This window comes from Candidatus Omnitrophota bacterium (assembly GCA_028717245.1).
GTDB lineage: Bacteria > Omnitrophota > Gorgyraeia > Gygaellales > Profunditerraquicolaceae > JAGUYA01.
On record JAQUOD010000003.1, the window covers coordinates 113,199 to 135,425 of the forward strand.

At 39.5% G+C, this 22,227-nt stretch carries 31 protein-coding genes, 1 tRNA gene and 1 pseudogene; all 33 read left to right on the forward strand.

Annotated elements, in window-relative coordinates; all coding sequences use genetic code 11:
* Positions 1-34 precede the first annotated feature (34 nt).
* Entirely contained in the window at positions 35-745 is a 711-nt protein-coding gene (gene pssA, locus PHV44_02980) for a CDP-diacylglycerol--serine O-phosphatidyltransferase (GenBank protein MDD5592249.1), read from the forward strand.
* Between the two features lie 86 nt (positions 746-831).
* Positions 832-903, forward strand: a tRNA-Phe gene (locus tag PHV44_02985).
* Positions 904-1,024: 121 nt separating this feature from the next.
* Positions 1,025-2,050, forward strand: coding sequence for a tyrosine-type recombinase/integrase (locus PHV44_02990; protein ID MDD5592250.1), 1,026 nt, complete (start codon positions 1,025-1,027; stop codon positions 2,048-2,050).
* A 17-nt stretch (positions 2,051-2,067) separates the two neighbouring features.
* Complete coding sequence (locus PHV44_02995; protein ID MDD5592251.1) at positions 2,068-2,862, forward strand: hypothetical protein; 795 nt, start codon at positions 2,068-2,070, stop codon at positions 2,860-2,862.
* A gap of 282 nt (positions 2,863-3,144) precedes the next feature.
* Positions 3,145-3,906, forward strand: a complete 762-nt coding sequence (locus PHV44_03000; protein MDD5592252.1) for a hypothetical protein — start codon at positions 3,145-3,147, stop codon at positions 3,904-3,906.
* Positions 3,907-4,073: 167 nt separating this feature from the next.
* Positions 4,074-5,636 carry a basic secretory protein-like protein gene (locus PHV44_03005; protein ID MDD5592253.1) on the forward strand — a complete coding sequence of 521 codons (1,563 nt, stop codon included), beginning with the start codon at positions 4,074-4,076 and terminating at the stop codon, positions 5,634-5,636.
* 164 nt (positions 5,637-5,800) lie between these two features.
* The gene (locus PHV44_03010) at positions 5,801-6,115 is read left to right on the forward strand and encodes a hypothetical protein (GenBank protein MDD5592254.1); all 315 of its coding nucleotides are present in this window, start codon (positions 5,801-5,803) and stop codon (positions 6,113-6,115) included.
* A 233-nt stretch (positions 6,116-6,348) separates the two neighbouring features.
* On the forward strand, positions 6,349-6,882 hold the full coding sequence (locus PHV44_03015) for a hypothetical protein (GenBank protein MDD5592255.1): 534 nt from the start codon (positions 6,349-6,351) through the stop codon (positions 6,880-6,882).
* 211 nt (positions 6,883-7,093) lie between these two features.
* Positions 7,094-8,077 (forward strand): hypothetical protein, encoded by a 984-nt coding sequence (locus tag PHV44_03020; protein ID MDD5592256.1) that lies wholly within the window; start codon positions 7,094-7,096, stop codon positions 8,075-8,077.
* Positions 8,078-8,232: 155 nt separating this feature from the next.
* The gene (locus PHV44_03025) at positions 8,233-8,556 is read left to right on the forward strand and encodes a septation protein SpoVG family protein (protein ID MDD5592257.1); all 324 of its coding nucleotides are present in this window, start codon (positions 8,233-8,235) and stop codon (positions 8,554-8,556) included.
* Positions 8,531-8,836: a hypothetical protein gene (locus PHV44_03030; GenBank protein MDD5592258.1), complete on the forward strand. Its 306-nt coding sequence runs from the start codon at positions 8,531-8,533 to the stop codon at positions 8,834-8,836. Before PHV44_03025 ends, PHV44_03030 begins: the two co-directional genes overlap by 26 nt.
* 217 nt (positions 8,837-9,053) lie before the next feature.
* A complete protein-coding gene (locus tag PHV44_03035; protein ID MDD5592259.1) occupies positions 9,054-9,305 on the forward strand; it encodes a hypothetical protein in 252 nt (83 codons plus the stop codon).
* 44 nt (positions 9,306-9,349) lie between these two features.
* On the forward strand, positions 9,350-9,736 hold the full coding sequence (locus PHV44_03040; GenBank protein MDD5592260.1) for a hypothetical protein: 387 nt from the start codon (positions 9,350-9,352) through the stop codon (positions 9,734-9,736).
* Positions 9,733-9,990 carry a hypothetical protein gene (locus PHV44_03045; protein ID MDD5592261.1) on the forward strand — a complete coding sequence of 86 codons (258 nt, stop codon included), beginning with the start codon at positions 9,733-9,735 and terminating at the stop codon, positions 9,988-9,990. The genes PHV44_03040 and PHV44_03045 overlap by 4 nt, the downstream gene beginning before the upstream one ends.
* A 316-nt stretch (positions 9,991-10,306) precedes the next feature.
* Complete coding sequence (locus tag PHV44_03050; GenBank protein MDD5592262.1) at positions 10,307-11,212, forward strand: prephenate dehydratase domain-containing protein; 906 nt, start codon at positions 10,307-10,309, stop codon at positions 11,210-11,212.
* Between the two features lie 56 nt (positions 11,213-11,268).
* A complete protein-coding gene (locus PHV44_03055) occupies positions 11,269-11,532 on the forward strand; it encodes a hypothetical protein (GenBank protein ID MDD5592263.1) in 264 nt (87 codons plus the stop codon).
* A gap of 640 nt (positions 11,533-12,172) precedes the next feature.
* Entirely contained in the window at positions 12,173-12,646 is a 474-nt protein-coding gene (locus PHV44_03060; protein MDD5592264.1) for a Fur family transcriptional regulator, read from the forward strand.
* A gap of 63 nt (positions 12,647-12,709) precedes the next feature.
* A pseudogene (locus tag PHV44_03065) lies at positions 12,710-12,771 on the forward strand (DUF5320 family protein).
* 70 nt (positions 12,772-12,841) lie between these two features.
* A complete protein-coding gene (locus tag PHV44_03070; protein MDD5592265.1) occupies positions 12,842-13,225 on the forward strand; it encodes a DUF5320 domain-containing protein in 384 nt (127 codons plus the stop codon).
* Positions 13,226-13,295: 70 nt separating this feature from the next.
* On the forward strand, positions 13,296-13,712 hold the full coding sequence (locus PHV44_03075; GenBank protein MDD5592266.1) for a NifB/NifX family molybdenum-iron cluster-binding protein: 417 nt from the start codon (positions 13,296-13,298) through the stop codon (positions 13,710-13,712).
* The gene (locus PHV44_03080; protein ID MDD5592267.1) at positions 13,709-14,086 is read left to right on the forward strand and encodes a NifB/NifX family molybdenum-iron cluster-binding protein; all 378 of its coding nucleotides are present in this window, start codon (positions 13,709-13,711) and stop codon (positions 14,084-14,086) included. The genes PHV44_03075 and PHV44_03080 overlap by 4 nt, the downstream gene beginning before the upstream one ends.
* Before the next feature lie 104 nt (positions 14,087-14,190).
* A complete protein-coding gene (locus PHV44_03085; GenBank protein MDD5592268.1) occupies positions 14,191-14,358 on the forward strand; it encodes a 4Fe-4S binding protein in 168 nt (55 codons plus the stop codon).
* Between the two features lie 8 nt (positions 14,359-14,366).
* Positions 14,367-15,545 (forward strand): methionine adenosyltransferase, encoded by a 1,179-nt coding sequence (gene metK, locus PHV44_03090; GenBank protein ID MDD5592269.1) that lies wholly within the window; start codon positions 14,367-14,369, stop codon positions 15,543-15,545.
* A gap of 21 nt (positions 15,546-15,566) precedes the next feature.
* On the forward strand, positions 15,567-15,818 hold the full coding sequence (locus tag PHV44_03095; protein MDD5592270.1) for a ferritin family protein: 252 nt from the start codon (positions 15,567-15,569) through the stop codon (positions 15,816-15,818).
* 12 nt (positions 15,819-15,830) lie between these two features.
* Positions 15,831-16,082: a hypothetical protein gene (locus PHV44_03100; protein MDD5592271.1), complete on the forward strand. Its 252-nt coding sequence runs from the start codon at positions 15,831-15,833 to the stop codon at positions 16,080-16,082.
* Positions 16,075-16,686 (forward strand): class I SAM-dependent methyltransferase, encoded by a 612-nt coding sequence (locus tag PHV44_03105; protein ID MDD5592272.1) that lies wholly within the window; start codon positions 16,075-16,077, stop codon positions 16,684-16,686. The genes PHV44_03100 and PHV44_03105 overlap by 8 nt, the downstream gene beginning before the upstream one ends.
* Positions 16,683-17,537: an ATP-binding protein gene (locus PHV44_03110; protein MDD5592273.1), complete on the forward strand. Its 855-nt coding sequence runs from the start codon at positions 16,683-16,685 to the stop codon at positions 17,535-17,537. Before PHV44_03105 ends, PHV44_03110 begins: the two co-directional genes overlap by 4 nt.
* The gene (locus tag PHV44_03115) at positions 17,521-17,910 is read left to right on the forward strand and encodes a CoA-binding protein (GenBank protein MDD5592274.1); all 390 of its coding nucleotides are present in this window, start codon (positions 17,521-17,523) and stop codon (positions 17,908-17,910) included. The genes PHV44_03110 and PHV44_03115 overlap by 17 nt, the downstream gene beginning before the upstream one ends.
* An 8-nt stretch (positions 17,911-17,918) precedes the next feature.
* On the forward strand, positions 17,919-19,268 hold the full coding sequence (locus PHV44_03120) for an FAD-dependent oxidoreductase (protein ID MDD5592275.1): 1,350 nt from the start codon (positions 17,919-17,921) through the stop codon (positions 19,266-19,268).
* A gap of 15 nt (positions 19,269-19,283) precedes the next feature.
* Positions 19,284-20,135, forward strand: a complete 852-nt coding sequence (locus PHV44_03125) for an ATP-binding protein (GenBank protein MDD5592276.1) — start codon at positions 19,284-19,286, stop codon at positions 20,133-20,135.
* Positions 20,136-20,147: 12 nt separating this feature from the next.
* Positions 20,148-21,137 (forward strand): DUF2099 family protein, encoded by a 990-nt coding sequence (locus tag PHV44_03130; protein MDD5592277.1) that lies wholly within the window; start codon positions 20,148-20,150, stop codon positions 21,135-21,137.
* Between the two features lie 27 nt (positions 21,138-21,164).
* A complete protein-coding gene (locus PHV44_03135; protein ID MDD5592278.1) occupies positions 21,165-21,560 on the forward strand; it encodes an iron-sulfur cluster assembly scaffold protein in 396 nt (131 codons plus the stop codon).
* Positions 21,557-22,213, forward strand: coding sequence for a methylenetetrahydrofolate reductase C-terminal domain-containing protein (locus tag PHV44_03140; protein ID MDD5592279.1), 657 nt, complete (start codon positions 21,557-21,559; stop codon positions 22,211-22,213). The genes PHV44_03135 and PHV44_03140 overlap by 4 nt, the downstream gene beginning before the upstream one ends.
* Positions 22,214-22,227 lie beyond the last annotated feature (14 nt).

Genomic DNA, 22,227 nt, shown 5'->3' on the forward strand with positions numbered 1-22,227 from the left:
AAGGTTGGGGTATATATCGGAAAGGAAGGGCGGGGTGAACCTTTTGGCGAATTCCCTTACTTTCTTAAGCCTAGCTTGCGGTTTTCTATCTGTTATTTTTTCCTTGGAGGCCCATTTTACTTTTGCTGCCTGGGCGATAATCCTCTCGGTTATCTTTGACGGGCTCGATGGCCAGGTTGCGCGCAGGAACTCCATCCCGAGTGCGTTTGGAAAAGAACTGGACTCCCTGGTAGATGTAGTATCTTTTGGCATTGCGCCGGCTCTGTTGGGGTATATATTTATTTGCCGGCACTTTTATTTCTGGGCGACTGCGGCATTATTTATTTATCTTTGTTCTAGTGTAATGCGCTTGGCCAAATATAATATTACCGCGAAAGAAAAAATGGTAAATTATTTTTATGGCTTGCCCACTACCGTAAGCGGCGGTATATTAGCCTCTTTTATTCTTATCTACATAAAAGGAAAGGATATCTCTCCGTTGCCCCAATACGTACCCGTGGTTTTTCTGCTTTTAGTGCTGTTGTTGGCTTTCTTGATGGTTTCACGGGTAAGATATTTAAATCTTGATGGCTTAAAACAATTATTAGGTAAGCAGGTAAGATTTACGGTTTTAATTTTATTTATTCTTTTAATCTTGATTGCTTTCTCAAAAAAGGCAGGCGTGGGCATATTTACGCTTTTTTTAATCTACTTGCTTTTTTCTCCATTTGTGGTAAAAAGATTAAATAGCACCCAGCCGAGGTAGCTCTTCTGCTACGCCCTTTGATTAGCAAATGATGGTAGGGCTTCGCAGGATTCCTGCCTGCCGGCAGGCGCCAACAAAAAGATTTAGCCGAGGTAGCTCAGTGGTAGAGCGCGGCCCTGAAAAGGCCGGCGTGGGGGGTCCGATTCCCTCCCTCGGCATTTAAATTTATAAGCATCTCGTAACTATATTACTTGACAAGTATTTACAAAAATGCTACTATTTCCAATAGGTGCCAGTGCCCAAATGGTGCCCATAGAAACATGAAAAAGTGAGGAAATTGTGGCAACTCTCCGTCGGAGAAACGAATCATACTTTGTTGACTACCGGATTAACGGTAGGCGCTTCCGTAAAAAAGTAGGTCCTTCCAAAAGAATAGCCGAGCTTGCCCTAAAAGATATAGAAGTTAAAATAGCTAAGGGTGAATTAGGTTTTTCACCAAAAGACAATTCTCTAGAGAAGCTATTTGAAGAATATCTTAAATACTCCAAGATAAACCACGCTCCGAATACTTACGAAAGATACAGGGGGATTCTTGATAACTTCAAGTCTTTCCTTGCTACTCGCCCCTATGTAAATAAGATTTCTCATTTAGATCCTAAGTTATTTGAAGATTATAAGCATTTCCGTAAAGAGGGGAAAGCTGAAGATAAAACAGTTAATATAGAGCTTCAGATGCTCCGGGGTATGTTTAATTTGGCACGGAAGTGGGGTTATTCTCAAAATAATCCCACAGAAGGCGTAACTTTCTTTAGAATTACCAAAACCCAGGAGCCAAGATTTCTCTCAAAAGAAGAATGCGAGAAGTTGCTAAATAATTGTGGAGAAGAGTTATATCCTATATTCTTTACTTTTCTTAACACTGGCATGAGAAGAGGTGAGTTGCTTAATCTTGAATGGAAAGATATAGATTTTAGCAGGAAGAGACTACAAATAAGAGCTAAAGAGGATTGGGAGCCTAAAACCTCAGAACGGTATATTCCTATGAACGATAGCTTGATAAAGGTACTAAAGAAGCATAAGGAAAAGAGTAGAGGCAGTTTAGTATTTACTGATAATAAAGGCGAGAAAATTCATAAAAACGAAATTAGGAAGGAACTTATTCGGATCACAAAGAAAAGCGCTTTTCCCGATGTAACAAAATTGCATAGTCTCCGGCATACTTTTGCAAGCCATTTGGTTATGAGCGGAGTAGATTTGCCCACAGTAAAAAAACTAATGGGGCACTCAGACATAGAGACAACTATGATTTATTCTCACTTAGCGGATGAACACGTAGATAGGGCAGTAGAAAAACTGGAGTTTTAGTAGAGTGAGCTCTGAGAATGAATAATAACTATATGCAAAAAAGTCAAAAAAAGACAAAACCAAATGTGAGGGATGAGCTCTCGAGGCGGGACACCTTACCCAGAGACTTTTTTGTTTTGTTTAATTTCTTTTCTGATCCAACCAGAGATATTTTATCGAAAATATTCTATAAGGCAATGAAGGTCGTTTATTTTAAGTTCAAAAGGAAAAAGGATATTTGGGAAGCAAAATTGATACGCAAAAATAAACCCTTGAGAGATTTTTATCCTCTCAGCAAAACAGATATTTCAAATTCCATTTATCTAGTAGATCATTATTTATCAAATCTTTATATTATTCCACCAGAGTGCGATCCTTTATCAAAATTTGGTCATTTTCCTTATGATGATGCTATCAAGTTTTATGAGGAATATGTAGAAGGTAGTGTTAAAGATATTTATGGTAGAGAGATTGTTCTTGATGAAAACGGCCTAAATTCATTATTTGATCATGATCCAGATCTTAATCCGAAGAACTATAGCGAGTCTCGAGGAAAACGACTTCCCTGGATAATACCAACACTTAGAAATTCTAAAGGAATCTATGAATTTACCGAGCGATCCTGGACAACTTATTATTATATTAGCGCATTAAATGTGCCATATAAAGACAAAGCAACGGGAGAAGTATCAAAAGTTATGCATTACTTCTTTATTGTTATTAGAAAAGAGGCAGGGAAGCCACTAACTCTTATTACTGCATATCATTTTGATAAAGAATTAATGTTTTTGAAATTCTTAGAACCAGCACACCCATTTATATATATGCCATAAATAAAGCTTGCAAATCTAAGATAAATGTTGTATGCTTATATCAGTTGAAGATTGCGGTGTAGGTTATCTGTTGTTTCTACTGGCGGGAATGACAGTCAAGCCTTGCCGCATAACACCAGCCTAAAAATACCAACCAAAAGTTGGTATTTTTTGTTTTATAGAGAGAAAAACAGTTCAGTTATTAAAAATTAGGCACATTTTGGGCACAGAAAGACAGGTGATATTCATAACTTATTGAAAAGTAATAGATAAGAGTCGATTGATGTAGAACGAGGTGTTCTAATGGATTGTTGGTTAAATTTAGGGATCACCGGAGGGTGTTGCTGGCCTACTGAGGACAAAAAGATTTTATTTGGCGGGCATGAATTTCTTCTAAAACCTGCGACTAGGGAAACAGAACAGTCTATTCATATTAACATTAGTAAGGAAAAAATGTCTCGTATTGATGCGATGACTCTTGTTAACAGGTTTTTAAGTATTATTTCATGGTGTGATGGTGGGAATGGAGGTATGGATATTATATATGATATCGGTGTGTCTAATGTCGCCCCTATTGCTATACCGATGAGAAGGAGAATGCTAGGTTCCTCAATAGATTTTCCATTTTACCGGGATATAGAAAAGAATCATAAAGCGTCTTTAGCGCTTGCCCTTTACAGAGAAGGCTTAGTAACGGATTCTGTTCCTTTGTCTTTCTTGAGCTTCTTTAAGATTATAAATATCTTTTATAATGACAAAACTACAAGAGTAAATAAACAGAAGCCTCAGAATGAATTGATCGCAAGCCTAGGAAGTTTACTTCAGCATATAAAGTGTGACCTTGCCACGAAAAGAATAGATGAGCTCAAAAAATCAGTAAATGACATCCCGAAGTATTTATATGAACGCCGGTGTGCAATCGCTCATGCATTTGTAGATCCAACAATTGATCCGGATAATGTGGCTGAATCAAGGGATTTATCTCAAGATACATGGATTATAAGGGCGATAGCAGATTATCTAATAGAGAAAAAACTCAATGTTTCAAAATCAATATTGGGGTAGTAAGCACATTAAAAGATAGAGGAGCATTTAACTTGAACCAATTGGGCACAAGTTAGGCACAAATTTAATCATGGTCAATCCTATCTGCTTGGATTATAACAAGTAGTAGTTATTAGTATTAGATCAGTATATTCTAAACTAATCTTGATTGTTACAAGGAAAACAAGATGCCGAATGCTATAGAAGGTAAATATTGCATTTTTAATTACTCTGAATTCCCACAGCTTAAAGATAGGGCTTTTCAGTTATTCCAGTATTTTGAGAATAAATACCCAAAGATTCTACAGCTCGTTGATCTTCCAATGCGTGAGAGGGTTAATATCGTTATGAAAACATTACCCTTAGGGCCACCAGCTGGGAAGACTGGCCATAGTGATATCTATTTGGATCCGAACCAGCTTGATCCTAAGGATTTAGGAGTCTTAGTCCATGAGGGAACTCATGTGGCACAAGATTTTCAAGATGATAACTTTGAAAATATTGATAATAAATTATGGCTTATAGAAGGAATGGCTAATCATGTGCGATTGTTGTTGGGATGGGATGGTCCGAATCAACCCAAATTCGAACCAAGCAAAATAAAAATAAATACTAGCTTGAAAGAGCAAAGAGACTATGATGTGTGGGCTGAATTTTTTAAATGGTTAGCAACAAAATATTCTAAAGGAAACTTGCTTGTTGATTTTACAAATGCGTTGAAAAATAGCGAAACAGATGAAGCTTTCCTCAAAAGAGAATTTGGTAAGTCTAGTGGACAACTCTGGGGAGAATTTGAAGGTCGAGTACTTTTTGAACAATTCAAGGTTAAAAGAGAATTATGGATAGAATGCCTCTCCGGTAAAGACCGTAATTCTATATTCAATCAGATTTTTGACATGGTTTGGAATGCTGCCGTTTTTAGAGTAATTAACGAGGCGCGCAAGATAACTGCGGAAAATGAAGAAGGTCAGAAGGAAATCAATGGGATGTTACATCACTTTATAGATGAGTGTTTCTTCGATAGTCAATTTCTTGCTATTCGCCGGTTAACAGATCCAGCTTATGAGCTACGTGATGCCGAGAGAGGGATTTTTTCTCTATTTGCATTATTAAATGATATGAGGAAAAATATAGCGTTATTCACTAGGGAGAATTTTTTTGCAGCAGAAGGTCTCGAATATGATTACGAGGCTATTGAGAAACGAGAGCAAGAGTTTATCGCTGAACAAGTAAAAAATGGACAACGGGTTATTTGGGGGCCGCGAGACTTAGATAGTTGGCCGATAAAATTACGTCATGAAGCAATTGATGCGTTATCTGGAGTAAGCGCAGAGCAACGCAAGCCTTCTGATGTTATCCAAGAAAAAGTCTTAGATTGTTTAATTAAGATACTTAAAGACGTATCGACAGACATTAACCTATACGTGAATAAATACATAGCGCATCTCGCTACGCCTCAGAGTCGGGAGCATTATAAGGCTGATGAAGTATCGATTACCTTAGGTCATTTGTGGAATGCATATAAAGTAATATGTCAGGTTGCTAATTTTGTCGATTCATATATGCTTACGGGAGCGAGTCACAGTTTTTTACCAGTTCCACAATTTAATAATTTTGAATTTATTGAGAAGTCCTTGGTTTCTTATTCAAATATCGAGGTTTTAAGCAAGGCATGGGATGATTTTTCTAAGGAAACAAGTTCTTGGGGTTCTTGGGGTCTGAAAGAGCTCCGTGAACAAAGTGGGCTTTAGAATAGGCACATTTTGGGCACAAATAAACGGTAATCTTTATAACTTCTTGTATTTCATGAAACAAAGAAAAGTAGTTTAGAACAGATAGTTCTAACTCGCTCAAAAAGTGATATAATGATTCTATAATCACAATAGGTTGCAAATAAGATATGAGAAAAAAGTGAATGGATGATAAAATGCAGCCAATAACTTGGGAAGATTTTGTATTACAAAGATACGAATGGACGAAAGTTTCTAGGTATGCAGTAACATTGGATGGTATCTTAGTGCGAGACGATAGTAAACCCGACAGTCCCTTTTACATGTGCCTATGGGAAGGCTGGTGGGAGCCGCAGGGCTTGCCAGCAGTCGGCGTGAGCATAAGAGATGTACTTGAGGCAAAACCGGTCAGCACGGAAGAAGCGAGAGAGATAATACGCCGGGAAGCAAAACCTAGAGTAATGAGACCAGCGGAAAGAAAAAACTGGAGATTTGATTGATACAAATTATTATTGATTGTTTTCTTTGTTGAGGTAATATTGAGTTAGACAATCTGGTCCAATAGCTTTACCTTAAAGAGGCTTTAAGGCCTCTAACAGTGACGTAAGGTAAGCTGCATTACTCCCCGAAAGGGGAGGGGGAAATGCAGTCTTATCGGATTTACGTCACTGTTGCCGGTAGGAATATGCGCCCCCTTTTTTGTTAAAGTGGGTATATATAAAGGAGGGATAAGATGAATATTTTAGAGCAAATTATGATAGGATTCATAGGAAGGCCAATCTTAACTCTTATTAAATGGTTAAGATGGTATTTCTTTCTTGGTGGGATAATGTTCAATACGGTTGAGATATATGATCCAGCTACTAAAAGCATAGTTTCAAGCCAGTTTACTATAATCCCTTTTCTTTTGGGTTTAGTTTTATTAGCTATTGGATTGACAGTTAAGAGATATGATGAAAATGTTGCTACGCTTCACGGTATCTCTATGTTGGAAGGATTGCAGGGAAAGATAAGAAAAGCCTATCAAAATGGTAAGGAAGCAGATGCACAGGAGAGGGTGGACAAGGATTACCAAGAAACGCTCCAATTGTTAGCGGAGGGGCGGCAAGTACTCAACAAAGCGAGATCGGAGCGGTTGAGAGACGACAGCAGTCCGTTCAATCCGAGATTAAGCGAGAACGAAGCCTCTGGGGTTATTAAGAAGTCAGTAGAAGCTATTGAGCAAGAAGAGAAGCAAAATAAATCTAAACAAGATAACAAAAAGTAATATTATATTTTCTTAGTCTTAATCGGTCCCCCCCCCTAAGAGCTTCGCAATCTATCCAACCAAATAGTGCTTTTCTTTCGTTCCTTTGCGTCTCTACCTGTTTTGTGCTTAAATTTTGCCATTAAGATGGTTTTTTTTCTTTATACTCTATTTAAAGTAGTAATTTGGTATATGCGATTTGTGGTATAATTATATAAAAAGCGAGGAAGACGTGGCTTTAAAGACTAAGAAGAAACTATTTGAAAAATTAAACAATGTAGAAGAAGCGCTCTGTTTATCAAAAATATCTCAACCCGAGTTTTTTGAGGCATATTTAGAACTTGAAACAAATCTCCACAGTATTTTTAAAAAAATAGGGGAAGTTTACGAAAAAAATAAAATTAGTCATCAAAATAATCCTGAATACATTAAGCTAAAACAACATAAAAAGAATTTAATAAGTAATTTCTACAAAAAATGGGGAATATCTCCTTCATCTTTTAAAGTAGTTAATAGTAAAATAGAGATAGACGAATCTATTAAAAACATAGACGGGATTGCGGTGCATATTGATACTCCTCTTCCTGAAATAATCGGGAAGATCGTGCCTGCTAAGGAAAAATATTTAACTTTGTTGATAGACACCTTCGAAGAAAAAGAAATAATTTTAGCCGAAGTTTCCCGGATCTATGATTGGATAAATGAGATGCGAACAGAAACGGGAGTAAAGCTTCCTAAAGACAAATGTCATGTAAAGGTATTGGTTAGGAGATACAAAGTATTTAATCTAAGAAACCAAAGACCCCCAATGAAATTCAAGGAAATTGTTTTTCATATGATAACGAAAGGATTTTATAAAGATGAAACATTAGAAAAAGCAGAAAACTTAGCAAAAAAAGATTATGCAGCGGCTTATAGGAAGATTCACGGTATTCCATATAAAGAGCATAATAAATCGCAACTTAAGAAATCAAATTTCAAAGGTTGCGCGTCTTGTGAAGCAAGACAAAAATGTAAAGAGCCTTGTTCCCAAGCAGAGTATTATTTATCTTTAGATGAAAAGAAGCAATCAGAACTGCTTTTTAATAGGGGCGTAACTGATATTATTCATCCCGAAGATCTTAAAGAGGCGAAACAGAAAAAAAGAGCGATGATGTCAGAAGATGAAGAAGAGTGGAGACAAGAAGAGATTGAAAGGGGTATATATAAAAAGTAGTGTTTAGGGAAAATTAAATCAGGGTAACCCGATTTTTCACTTTTACAAGGGTGAGGGCTTAAAAACTCTCACCCTTTTTGTTTATCCAGGCTTTTAAAAATCAGGGTAACCCGATTTTTCACTTTTACAAGGGTGGAAGGACAAATTTAAAGAAGATGAGCGAAATAGTGGTCTCCGAAGTTCAAATTATTCCAGTTAAACCCAGAGAGGGCCTCGTTGCTTTTGCTTCTTGTGTTATCAACGGCCATTTTTATCTTGGTGGATTAGCGATTTATACCTGTCTTTCTTCCTCAGAAGGTTTCCGAGTGACCTATCCTACCAAAGTTTTAAATAACGGCACTAAATTAGATCTAGTTTATCCAATAACACGCGAAGTTGGGTTAACAGTTCAGAAGAAAATTGTCGAAAAATACGTAAAACTCATAGAAGATTTAACGAAAGGGAATGGTAAAAATGAACAAGAGCCGAGATTTACTTAAACGTTTCGCCTCTTCAAAATCAAAATATTTTGATTTGCCTGATGGCGAAGAAACCCAAGTAAAATTTCTTTATGCAGAAGAAGTCCCTAATCATTTTGATGGCGGAGAAACAGTTTGTATTCGCTATCACTTTGACGTTGATGGTAAAGAAATGCTTTGGGATAGAACTTCGAGAGAGTTAGCTAAACAAATAGCTTCGATTTCTGAAGGAGAAACAATTTTAATAAAAAGAACCGGTGAAAAAAGTAAAACTAAATATTTTATCAGGAAAGTTGAATAATGACATCAACAAGGCCCCTGTCAATTTTTCATCGCTCTGACCTACTTACTCTGTCAACGATGACCTATACAAGCATGCAGGGGCTTTGTTTTAGATTTAGATATTGCTTTAGAGATATGCTTGGTAGGAATAAAGAGTAAAGCTTAGGCCAATAGAACGTAATTAAGTTATTTATTTCTATATATAGATAATAGTCATTTAAGAGGAGGGGAAGGATATGGGATTAACCGGAGTTAACAAATTATGTGCTCAGTGTATAAATAAATGTAAGCAGTGGAGGGAAATCAAGGTAATCAGCTGTCCACTTTTTATAAGCACGCAAAGAAAAAAACCTGATCTGAATGGCAGAAATTTTCAAGGCATACCCAACAAGCACAGGGGAATGGCGGAAATGCCATTCTTTGAGGCGTTTTCTGAAGAAAGGAATAAAGATATGGCTTCTGAGTTTATGGATACCCTGCAAGCGTGAGATATTAGTACAAACTATACTAAACTATACCACATTGAACGGAAATGGATAAAAAGACGAAACTGTCAAACAGGCAATTATTAACAGTCAGTCATATCATTACTTCTCCTACCCTTGAAGAAGCCAGAAGGAAAGCTAAGGTAAGTAAGGGAACTTTATACGCTTGGTTAAAAGAAGAAGCCTTTAAGGTTGAGTTGAAGCGTCAGAGAGATGAAGTTATTAAAGAAGCGCTCTCTCGGTTAAAGAGTGCTATATCCCAGGCTGTAGAAAAATTGGTTAAGTTACTTGATAATGAAAAGCCAGATTTGAGGCGCCTAGTTTGTAGGGATATACTGAATTATGCTTTAAAGAGCATTGAACTAGAAGATATCGAGACAAGGATAGCCAATCTGGAAGAAAAAACAAAATTAGCACGGAAATTTCACAGATGAGAATTGAGAAGAGATTAGAACGGCTCGAGAAAGATATAGGGGATAAATTTCAGCCAGACCCCGGAGAAATTATTATCAATGGCAAAAGGTTAGACCAAATGACAACGGAGGAGTTGATAGCAGATGTCAATAAGAAGGTTAAGGCCATGGAGGATACAGAGTATGGAAGGAAAATAATGAAACTATCCATAGACGATAAAATAAAACGTCTAAACCAATGGGCTATTACCGGCGTTTGTCCACCATTAGATTAGCCAAATTTATGGGGAGAATATGAAAAAAGGCATTTTTTGGGCATTTTTTGGGCACAAAATTAAGGTTATCTTTTGTTATGTATTGCAAACAAAGAAGTTAGTAAAAGTTAGTGCAGAATAAGGAAATCTAACCTTGTGGAAAAGTTACTTACGATAAGCCAATTAAGTGAGTTATTACAAGTTAGTCCAAAGACAATTTATCAATGGACGCACATAGGTTTTGTTCCTCACTATAAATTCCCTAAAGGTGTTCGTTTTAGGATAATAGAAATAGAAAATTGGTTAAAAAGCAGGAAAAAAAGAGGGAGAGCTTCGTATGTCTTGGTTGACAAAGGACCATAATTATGTTATTTTAAGGCAGCATAAGGAGATAACTTTGAAAGGTACAATTCAAGAAAAAACAAAGATTGCATACCTTGGTCCGGAAGAAACCTTTAGCCATCAGGTTGTAGATGAGCTCTTTGGAGATTCGGCAATATACCTACCTCAAGATAATTTTCCCTCAGTTATAAAACTTATATGCGACGGCAAGGCAGACAGAGGTGTTATTCCATTCTTTAACCCCTATGAAGAACATATACGCGAATGTCAAGAAGAGCTATTCAAAACCGATTTAATAGCAACAAATGTTCATAAGATTGATATTGATTTATACTTAGCAACTAACAGATTACGTTTGGATGAGGTAAAATCAATACGATCTAATGAGCATGTGTTTAAACAATGTGATGTTTGGTTAAGTCAACATTTACCAGAAATACGTTTTGATGGAAGAGGTAGCACCGCGGGAGCAGCCGAGGATATAAAAAAAATACCTTATGCCGCGGCAATCTGCTCATTTAAAGCTGCCATAAAAAACGATCTGGATATTTTAGCAAAAAGCATACAAAATACAAAGAATTTCACATTATTTTTTGTTATACAAAAAGCAGATACCATAGAAGAATGGGAAGACTATTCATTTCTTTGTTTCAAGATAAAAGATGCTAAAGAACAAAAAGCAATATTGGATATTCTTCAGAAACATCGTTTCAGAAGTTCGCAAAAGTGGGATTTTCCTCATCCGACGGGGGAATACATACTTTTCTTCTTAGAGTTTTTTGGAGCTTATCTTGATGCAAATGTTGTTTCTTTTATCGCAGAGGTTAAAAAATACTTTCCAGACTGTAAACTGATAGGGACTTTTAAGGAGAGTATTACGAGAAGAATGGTTGAAATTTAGTTTGACAAAGTGAGAAAAGATACTATATAATAGAGTACATCCTATCCTATCACAATATGACTAAAAACGAAGAAATGAAACCATTTCTGAACTTGACAACTGTCCAGATTAACGGTTGGGCTATGGCTTTTTGCCCTGAATTTGAGGTATCTGCTTGTGGTCCTGATCGCGATGCAGTGGTCGAGGATTTATTTGATATGGTCAAAAGGAACGCAAGCATATTCTTGCAAGAAGAGTCAACTTCTCCGGCTCTAAGAAAATGGTCGAAAGAAGTTGTTGATCATCAGGATCGTATTGCAGATTTATTCAAAACAGCTTAATAGTAGTAGTCATTTGTCACGGTTTTTATAAAAACAGAAGTGGTTAATTACTTCTGTTTTTTTATTTGTAATTTTATAAAATAAGATACTTCTGTGCCCAAAATGTGCCCATCCAAGTGAAAAACATCGGGAAACAAAGGGTAACATCAGGCAACATCCAGACTCGCTAATCCATTGACAATAAAAGCATTGGATATTTAATACATTAAAACACAGAGGGTTAGGGAAATAAGCACGATGGACTCCCTCCCTCGGCACCATATAAAAACGAGAGGTTTCAGTAAGCCTCTCGTTTTGCTTTATTTAGGCGTAATTGGTTAAGTTATGAAGCGGTTTACGTCCCTTTTATTCGTTTAGGGACGCTTGGAAAGATTGCATAGTTTTATATAACATTGATTCTTAATGGCACGCTAATGGCACAATTCTAATTTTCTTACCTGACACAGAGAGTCTTTCTGTCGCGCCGTATTTCTAGACGTCCTTAGCGGGGATACCTCTCAAATTTACAAATAGCTGTTTACAGAGAGTCCGCCCCTTTATCGAATATTACTGCCCGAGCGGGGCCACCTTAAAAAATACTTGACAAAAAATCAGAATAGTGTATATTTAATAATGAAAACCATTCCCAATAAGGAGCGATATGCTAAGAAGCGAATGTAGAGGGCAAGGGTGGTGGCACGGTAAATTCAGAGGCTGCGGCTATAGGCTTACCCTGGGCCGGGAGGCTATCCTTGATGTCTTATCGAAGGCCGAAGGCCACTTAAGCGCCGAAGATATATACTTGAAGATACATCCGAAGCATCCTAACGTAGGTTTGACTACCGTTTACCGGACATTAGATGTATTATCAGGCCTTGGTATGGTTTATAAACTTGATTTCGGAGACGGTCGTTCACGCTATGAGTTTGCCGAAGGGCCTAAGGGGGCACACCACCATCACCACTTAGTCTGTACCCAGTGCAATAAGGTGATTGACTACACCGATTTTATAGACGATGAGGTTGAATTGCTCAATCAGACCGAAAAAGGCTTAGGGCAAAAGTATAAGTTTAAGATCACAAATCATCTGATACAGTTTTACGGTTTGTGCGAGGATTGTAGCGGTAAAAAATAGCCGCTATATTTTTTTACTTCTAAATGAAAATCATTTTCATTAAGTGTAAGGAGGGTAAAGGTTATGCCAAGATTTGACGGTACTGGCCCTTTAGGTAAAGGGCCGTTTACCGGAAGAGGGATGGGGTATTGTGTGATTAAATTAGATTCTAAAAACGATGATCTTCAAAAAAATGAAGGGAAGGAGGTACTTAATATGCCAAGAGGAGACGGAACAGGGCCGATGGGATTAGGTCCCATGACCGGAAGAGCGGCAGGTTTCTGCGCTGGATATTCGGTGCCCGGCTATATGAATTCGATTCCCGGCAGGGGTTATTTTGGCAGAGGAAGAGGATTTTATGGTCGTGGCGGCGGAAGAGGGTGGCGCAATTTGTATTATGCCACGGGTATTCCTGGCTGGCAAAGAGCCTCAATGGGGATGCCTGCTTTTGGCGGAGCGTATCCTTATGCTCCGGAAATGACTTCGAAGCAGGAAGCGGATATCTTAAAGAATGAAGCAGATTTTTTAAAAAAACAGCTTGAAGATGTCCAGGCCCGTATCGAGGCGTTAGAAAAAGTTCAGGCAGAAAAGAATGAATAGCTGCTATGGGGTGAGGGGATGAAAATAAGCTTTATCCCTTCACTCTGATTATTTTTTAAAAGGAGGAATTATGCGCGTAGCTATATCTACAGATGGAGAGTTTGTATCTGCCCATTTTGGCAGGTGCCCTTCCTTTACTCTTATCGATATTGAAAATGGCAAGATAACCAAAAGGACGGAAGTGGCAAATCCCGGGCATCAGCCGGGGGCTATCCCGCAGTTTCTGCATCAAAAAGGCGTAAATTGTATTGTTGCCGGAGGTATGGGAGCGCGGGCAACCTCATTTTTTGAGGAATATAGCATCAAGACGATTGTAGGGATAAGTGGAAAGATAGATGATGTGGTGGAACAGCTTAAGAAGGGTACTTTGGAAGGCGGAGAAAGCCTTTGCAAGCCCGGTGTGGGAAAAGGGTATGGTTTAGATAAGTCGATATGCGACCATCCGCACGAAGATAATTGTGATCATTCGGGAGGTGAGAATATATGAAAATATGCATTACTTCAGAAAGCGGCAGTTTAGATTCTAAGGTAGATCCGCGATTCGGTAGGTGTCAATATTTCATTATTGCTGATACCGATACTTTAGAATTTGAGGTTATTGTAAATCCGAATACCGAATCTATGGGAGGAGCGGGGATTCAATCGGCGCAGTTAGTTAGTTCAAAACAGGTAAAGGCCGTGATTACGGGAAATGTAGGTCCTAATGCCTTTCAGACTTTACAGGCTGCTGGCATAGAAATTTTTACCGGCGCATCAGGTACGGTAAAAGAAGTAATTGAGAAATATAAAAAGGGAGAATTTAAGGCAGTTTCCGGCCCCAGTGTTGGTTCACATGCCGGAATGCCGGGAAAGAAAAAATAATAGCACTCAATCCTATTATGCATCCTGCCGTATTGAATCGGCAGGTGCGCCCGCCGCCTTTGCGGCGATAGATTGGCGTAAAGTAACTGGTTAAGGAGCAGCTTATGGCAGCGAAGGTAGACAAAAAGAAATGTAACGGTTGCGGCACATGCAAAGATATTTGCCCTGTAAACGCTATAAAGATAGAAAAAGAAAAGGCGGTTATCAGCGATGATTGCGTGGAATGCGGCGCGTGCGTAAATCAGTGCCCGAATGAGGCAATCTCAATTTAGGAGGTTTGATGGATAGGCATAAGTATTTTTTTAGCTCCGAATCAGTTGGAGAGGGGCATCCGGATAAGTTATGCGATCAGATATCAGATGGGGTATTAGATGAAGTCTTAAAACTTGACCCTAATAATGAAAAAAGCAGAGTTGCCTGCGAGACTTACGTTACAATGGGGCTTCTGGTTATTGGAGGGGAGATTATGACTTCCGCCTATGTTAATATCCAGAAACTTGCCCGTGAGATTATTCGAGAAATAGGTTATACCCACCCGAAATATGGTTTTGATCACGAGACCTGTGCTATTGTAAATACCATTAATAGCCAATCTCCTGATATCGCGCAAGGAGTGAATATCGGAGGGGCGGGAGACCAGGGGATTATGTTTGGTTATGCTTGTAATGAGACCAAGGAGTATATGCCGCTACCGATAACACTGGCGCATAAATTGGTTAAACGCATGGCCGATGTGCGCAGAGCCGGTATTTTAAAATATCTTGGCCCGGATTGCAAATCGCAGGTAACGGTAGAATATCACGATGGCAAGCCTAAGCGGATAGACGCAGTTGTGCTTGCTTGTCAGCATACCGATACTATCTTGGACAAAACAGGAAAAAATATAACTTCAAAGGCGCGTCAAGAGCTTATTGACGTTATCGCTAAGCCTATTTTAGAAGGTTTGGTAGATAGGAATACAAAATATTATGTTAATCAAACGGGAAAATTCTTAATCGGCGGGCCGCAATCCGATACCGGGATGACCGGCAGAAAAATAATTGTGGATACTTATGGCGGAACCGTCGCCCATGGCGGCGGGGCATTCTCAGGAAAAGACCCTACAAAGGTCGATCGTTCCGCAGCCTATATGTGCCGTTATATCGCTAAGAATATGGTTACCGCAGGGCTTGCTGAGAAATTTCTTGTTCAGTTGGCTTATGTTATCGGTTATTCAGAGCCGCTTTCTGTCTATGTAGAAACCTATGGCACAGGGAAATTACCTAATGAGCAACTGGTTAAGCTTATTCGCGAAAATTTTAAGCTTACGCCAAGGGGTATAATTGATTCACTAAAATTACTCAGGCCGGTTTATAGGAAAACTGCCTGTTACGGGCATTTTGGCCGTGATGACGCAGGTTTTAACTGGGAATTGACGGATAAGGCAGAGGCGTTAAAAAAACAGGCTTCGAGATTATAAACAAAAGAGGAGGTGATTTGTATGCCATTTTTTGAGCCGTTAGAAAAGTTGGATCCTAAGCATGTTGATTTAGAAAGAGCAAGAAAATCCCTGAGGGAAGAGCTTGAAGCAGTAGATTTTTATCAGGAGCGGGTTGACGCAACCGATGATGAGTCATTGAAAAAGCTTCTTGCGCATAATATGAATGAGGAAAAAGAGCACGCGGCAATGCTTATGGAATGGATTAGAAAGAATGATTCAACGCAAGACAAGATGTTTAAAGAGCATGATTAGGAGGTGATTAGTATGCCAAGAGGCGATGGAACTGGCCCTTTAGGTCAAGGCCCAGGTATGGGAAGGGGCATAGGAAGAGGCCGTGGTAGAATGCCTGCCCGTCCGGCAGGCGGGAGCGGCGGCCGTTTAGGAGCAGGGCCAGGAGGGAATTGCGTCTGCCCAAGCTGCGGGACTAAAGTTGTGCATCAGGCAGGCACACCCTGTTCTTCGATGAATTGCCCTAAATGCGGGATAAGAATGGTGCGGGAAGGATGGATTGGATAAAGAAGTTTTAGAAAACCACAAAAAATATCTCGAGCGAAAAACCCTATATAAAAGTTTTGGCTGCGATGTTGACCAGGAAAGGGCCTTTATTATCGAGAAGGCCCAGCCTCTTTATGGCGATATATTGGAAGCCGGAACCGGTAAGGGCCATTTTGCGCTCGCTTTGGCTAAAGAAGGCTACCGATTTACTACCTTTGATATTTCCAAAGAAGAGCAGAAATTCGCGCGGCTAAATCTAAAATATTTTGGGCTTGACCAGTTGGTAGATTTTCGTATTGAGAATGGCGAATCCTTAAGTTTTAAAGATAAGAGTTTCGACATAATTTTTTCAATAAACACCTTCCACCACTTGGTAAATCCCTATAAAGTCCTTGATGAGCTAATCCGCCTACTTTCCTTTGAGGGAAAGCTTATTTTAAGCGATTTTACCAAGGAAGGAATGGCATTAATGGATAAAATCCATGCCAGCGAAGGGAGAAAACACGAAGTCAGTAAAACCACTCTGGCTGATATAGAGCCATATTTAATAAAGAAGGGTTTTAAAATTAATAAGGCAAGCAGTAAATTTCAGGGAGTTTTAATAACGTACCATCAATTAATATGATTATTTCAGTTGCCAGCGGAAAAGGCGGGACAGGAAAAACAACAGTTGCGGTAAATTTGGCTTTATCCATAGATAATGTGCAGTTTATTGATTGTGATGTTGAAGAACCCAATGCGCACATTTTTTTAAAACCAGCCATTAAGGAGCAAAAGAAAGCTTACATACCTGTTCCAGAAATCGATGAATCGAGATGTAATTATTGTGGTAAATGCGCCACGGTTTGTGTTTATCATGCCATAGCGGTTTTACCTTCCTCGGATAGTAAAAAAGGAAATACTTTAATTTTTCCACATCTTTGCCACGGCTGTGGCGCTTGCAGCGCATTATGCCCGGAAAAGGCGATAAAAGAAGTAAATAGAGAGATTGGTGTCGTGGAGTTAGGCAATTGCGGGAAGATAGATTTTGTTCACGGAAAGCTCAATATCGGCGAAGCGATGTCTCCGCCACTTATCCGGCAGGTTAAAGAAGAGATAAATCTTGATAAAACCGTTATCATTGACGCTCCTCCGGGTACTTCCTGTCCGGTAGTTGCTTCGGTTAAGGACAGTGATTTTTGCGTGTTAGTTACCGAGCCTACGCCGTTTGGTTTAAATGATTTGATTTTAGCTGTAGAAGTTCTAAGGAAATTAAAGATTCCTTTCGGTGTAGTTATCAATCGCTCGGATTTAGGAAATAATAAAACCGAAGAGTATTGCCAAAAGGAAAATATTCCGGTATTGATGAGAATACCCTTTAGAAAAGAAATAGCCATGGCCTATTCAAAGGGAGAACCCATGGTTAAGGCATTCCCGGAATCTAAAAAAGATTTTCAGAGCTTTTTTAATAAAATCAAACATGGAAAATCTAATTAAAGATTTCTTACAGCAAAAACGGTTCGCTGTAATAGGCTCTTTTAGGAATAAAGAAAAATTTGCTTATAGGATTTTAGCTAACTTGATTGAAAAAGGCTATGAGGTTTTTCCCGTTAATCCTCGCTTAAAGGAGATAGAAGGCAGGACCTGCTATAAGACTATAAGCGATATTCCATATAGCGTGGATGCCGCTAATATAGTTACGCCTCCTTTAGTGACGAAAAACATTTTAAAAGAATGCCTGCAAAAAGGCATAAAAAAAGCATGGCTTCAGCCGGGCGCGGAAAGCCAAGATGCTATACAATTTTGTCATGATAACGATATAAAAGTGATCCACAGCATGTGTATAATGCTGGAATTGTTGAGAAAATAGGAGAATCTATGAACAAAAAAGCAGATATTCTTATTATCGGCGCGGGCCCTGCGGGAGTTGTATGCGCCATAACTGCAAGAAAATACTATCCCGACAAAAGTATCCTGGTGATGAAAGATATCGCAAATGGAGTTATCCCCTGCGGAATTCCCTATATGTTCGTTAGCCTCGATAACCCCGAAGAAAATAAGCTAGGGATGGTATCACTTGAAAAAAATAATGTTGAGGTTGTTGTTGATTCCGCCGTAAGCATAAACCGTAAAGATAAGACTATAGAAACAAGAAATAAAGATACGTATTCCTATGAAAAATTAGTTTTAGCGATAGGCTCAACTCCGATAATTTTACCTATCAAGGGAGTGGATAAAAAAGGGGTATATCCTATAAATAAAGAAATGGGCTATTTAAAAGGCGTGATAAACCAGATTAAGCAGTGCAAAAATGTGTTAGTTATAGGAGGAGGATTTATCGGCGTCGAGTTTGCCGACGAGCTTTCTAAAATCAAAGGGATTAACGTTGTCTTAATAGAAATGCTTCCGCAAATACTCGCTAACTCTTTTGATCCGGAATTTTCGCAAGTTGCTGAGGCGCGTTTGCGGGAAAAAGGAGTGATTGTTTTGACCAATACTAAGGTTGAGGAAATAATCGGACAGGATAAAGTCGAAAAGGTGAAGCTTGGTGACGGAAGAGAGCTTCCGATCGAAGGCGTAATTCTTGGGGTAGGTTCAAAGCCGAACGTCAAAATAGCCGTAGACTCCGGATTAGAGATCGGATCCTGTAAAGGTATTATGACCGATGAGTACATGCGTTCGTCAGCGGACCCGGATATTTTCGCCATCGGAGACTGTGCCTGTAAGCGTGATTTCTATACCCGTAAAGCAATTCCTGTAATGCTAGCTTCTACCGCGACGGCCGAAGCCAGGATTGCGGGTGCTAATCTTTACCAGATTAAGGTAATCCGCGAAAATAAGGGGACTATTGCGGTGTATTCGACGTACATCGATGGATTAGTTTTAGGTTCGGCCGGGCTTACCGAGAAAACCGCCCGAGAAGAAGGTTTTGAAATTGTCGTCGGAAGTATCGACGGCGTGGATAAACATCCCGCTTCTTTGCCGGGTGCCTGTAAGGGCAAGATAAAACTGATTTTCTCCAAGCAATCGGGGATCATTTTGGGAGGGCAGGTAAGCTGCGGTATGTCCTGCGCGCAGATGATAAATATCATAGGTGTTGCGATTCAGAAGCGCATGTCGGCCACGGAATTGGAGACTTTGCAAGTAGCGACGCATCCTTATTTGACTAGCGCCCCGACAATGTTCCCCATAGTGTTAGCAGCTCAGGACGTGTATGGGAAAATATAACGAGGATAAGATTATATGAAGCAGATAGTTGTGATAAGCGGGAAAGGTGGCACGGGTAAAACAGTAATTACGGGAGCGTTTGCCGCTTTAACGAAAAATAAAGTTATGGCTGACTGCGATGTTGACGCGGCAGATTTACATTTATTATTGCAGCCAAAAATCAAAGAACGCCATGACTTTAGAAGCGGTTTAAGCGCGTCAATTGATAAAAAAATCTGCCAGCAATGCGGCAAGTGCATCGCAGCCTGTAGATTTAACGCCATAAGCGACAGCTTTGTAGTTGATCATGTGCCTTGTGAGGGGTGCGGTTTTTGCAGCCATATTTGCCCGGTGGGCGCCATAAAGATGGAGGAAAACCTTGCCGGAGAGTGGTTTATTTCCGAGACGCGCTTTGGCCCTATGGTGCACGCTAAGCTTGGGATAGCTGAAGAGAATTCAGGCAAGCTTGTGTCTCTAGTGAAAAAGCAGGCAAAAGACCTGGCAGAGAAGGCAAATTTCGATTGGGTAATTATTGACGGCGCTCCTGGTATAGGCTGTCCGGTAATTGCTTCGCTTTCTGGCGTAGATTGCGCAGTAGTAGTAACTGAACCTACGCTATCCGGTCTTCATGATGCGTTAAGAGTTATAGAAGTAACGAACCACTTTAACGTTCCGTCTAAGATGGTAATTAATAAATATGATTTAAATATGGAAATGTCAAATAAAATTGAGGAATATTGCGCAAAGAACAGGATTCCATTGATCGGCAAGGTCGGGTTTGATAAAGCAGTAGTAGAAGCTATGGTAGAGGGTAAGACGATTATGGAATATAAAGACACTCCTGTTAAAGATGAGATTATTAGGATTTGGGAGAAGCTGCAAGTTTAAAATAAGGCTCTTATGGATAAGCGGGATATACACGTATTAAAATATTTTTCATCTTTTGTGAGCGTGTCTTACGGAAAGGTTATCAATATTACCGAGCCGACACTTACTTTTTGCCCATTGGCAAAGCATTTATACAGGGATTTTAGTGGTATTTCGGGTAATAACAAGAAAGCTCTTAAAAATGCCATAAAAAAAGCGATTGAGTCAAAAATAAGAGACTACGGTTTTTTCACGTATAAACGAAAGATTTCATCTGATGGTGTTGCAATACCGTATGGCGCCTCAGAGATGATCAGTTTTGCGTTAAGAAAAAAGGCCGTTGACGCGGCGGTTGTAGTGTGTGAAGGGGCAGGAACAGTGGTTACGAATAAGCCGGAAGTCGTCCAGGGTATTGGCGCCCGAATGAATAGTCTATTGTTAACCTCGCCCATTAAAGAGATTATCCATAATCTTAAAAATTCCGGCTGTCGGGTAGTATTTGAAAACGCGCTTATTAATCAGGTACGGGGAGTTGAGGATGCGATAAAAGCCGGGTATAAGACTATTGCTGTTACTGTATGCGGCCATTCAGCCGAGGACTTAAAAGTATTCCGTTCATTAGAAAAAGAAGACAGCGTTAAAATAATTTCTTTAGCGGTATGTACGACCGGTATATCTAAAAACAAAATCAATATGATACGTGACTACGCTGATCTGGTGTGGAGCTGCGCTTCTTTTGATATACGTCGTATGATCGGGCATTTGGCCGTATTACAGCTATCCCGGCAAATACCTGTTTTTGTTTTAACGAAAAAAGGCATAGATTTTGTTTCAATGTATTCCCGGGAAGAAGAAATTATAAAGAATTTGGATATCCATAAGCAATACCTTTTTTCAAATGAGCTGAACGGGCAATGTGTTCATATGGGGGATTCCAAGGTATTTATCAACGAGTCTAAATTACCGGTTAGCTCCCGGAAGGAGCCCGTACTTGAAAATAAAAGCGAATACGCGGCCATATAGAAATATTACATTCGGGAGGGAATTTATATGAAGAATTCAAGTAGCAAAGAGGGAACCCTCGGCTATCCTACGGAAGTAATAAGTCTTTTAAATAGCCCTAAGTTTTTTGGCAGGATGAATGACCCCACAGCTTCTTCATATTTAAAAGGGCCTTGCGGAGATTCTATGGAATTCTACCTGGTGATAGAAGATAAAAGGATTACCGATATCAGATATTACGCAGATGGATGTGGAGCTACCAGGGCATGCGCTGCAATGGTTGCGTATTTGGCTTACGGCAAGACTGTCAATGAGGCTTTAAATATCTCGGCGGGAGAGGTGATTAAACGATTAAAGGGGCTACCGGAAGACCACTTGCATTGTTCGATACTTTCTGTAAGCACGCTTTACCGGGCGATAGCGGATTATTTATTAAAGGCATGATTATAACTAAACAAAAACCGATAGAGGAGATTCTCGATTATATTAAAAATGATTCGGCTGTTTTTTTAGTTGGCTGCGCTGTCTGCGCGACTACCTGTAAAACCGGAGGAGAGGTTGAAACAAAACTGTTATCTGAGTTGTTTAGTGCTAAAGGTAAAAAAGTAACCGGTTGGGATATTCTTAATCCGGCTTGTTATCTTTTAGAATCAAAAAAGCTTCTCAGGCGTAAAGAAAAAGAAATAGCCGCAGCAGAATCAATTATCAGCCTTGCCTGCGGCGGAGGCACGCAGGCCATAGCGGAAGTGACAGGAAAGCCCGTATATCCGGCAAATGATACGTTATTTCAGGGAGAGATAATACGGCTTTCCCCACAGGAAGACCGTTTTGAGAAAAAATGCCTTATGTGCGGAGAGTGTATTCTCGGCAGCACCGGAGGAATATGTCCGGTGACGCGGTGCCCCAAAGGCCTGCGTAACGGCCCTTGTGGCGGGACTAATAGAGGAAAGTGCGAAGTTGACCCTGAGCGGGATTGCGTTTGGTCGCTTATTTACGATAAACTTAAAGAACTTGGGAAACTTGAAAATGTAAGACTAATGAGCAAGGCAAGAGATTATAGTGACGAAAGAAATTATGTCTTAATAAATAAACGGTAGCGGAATGAAAGACA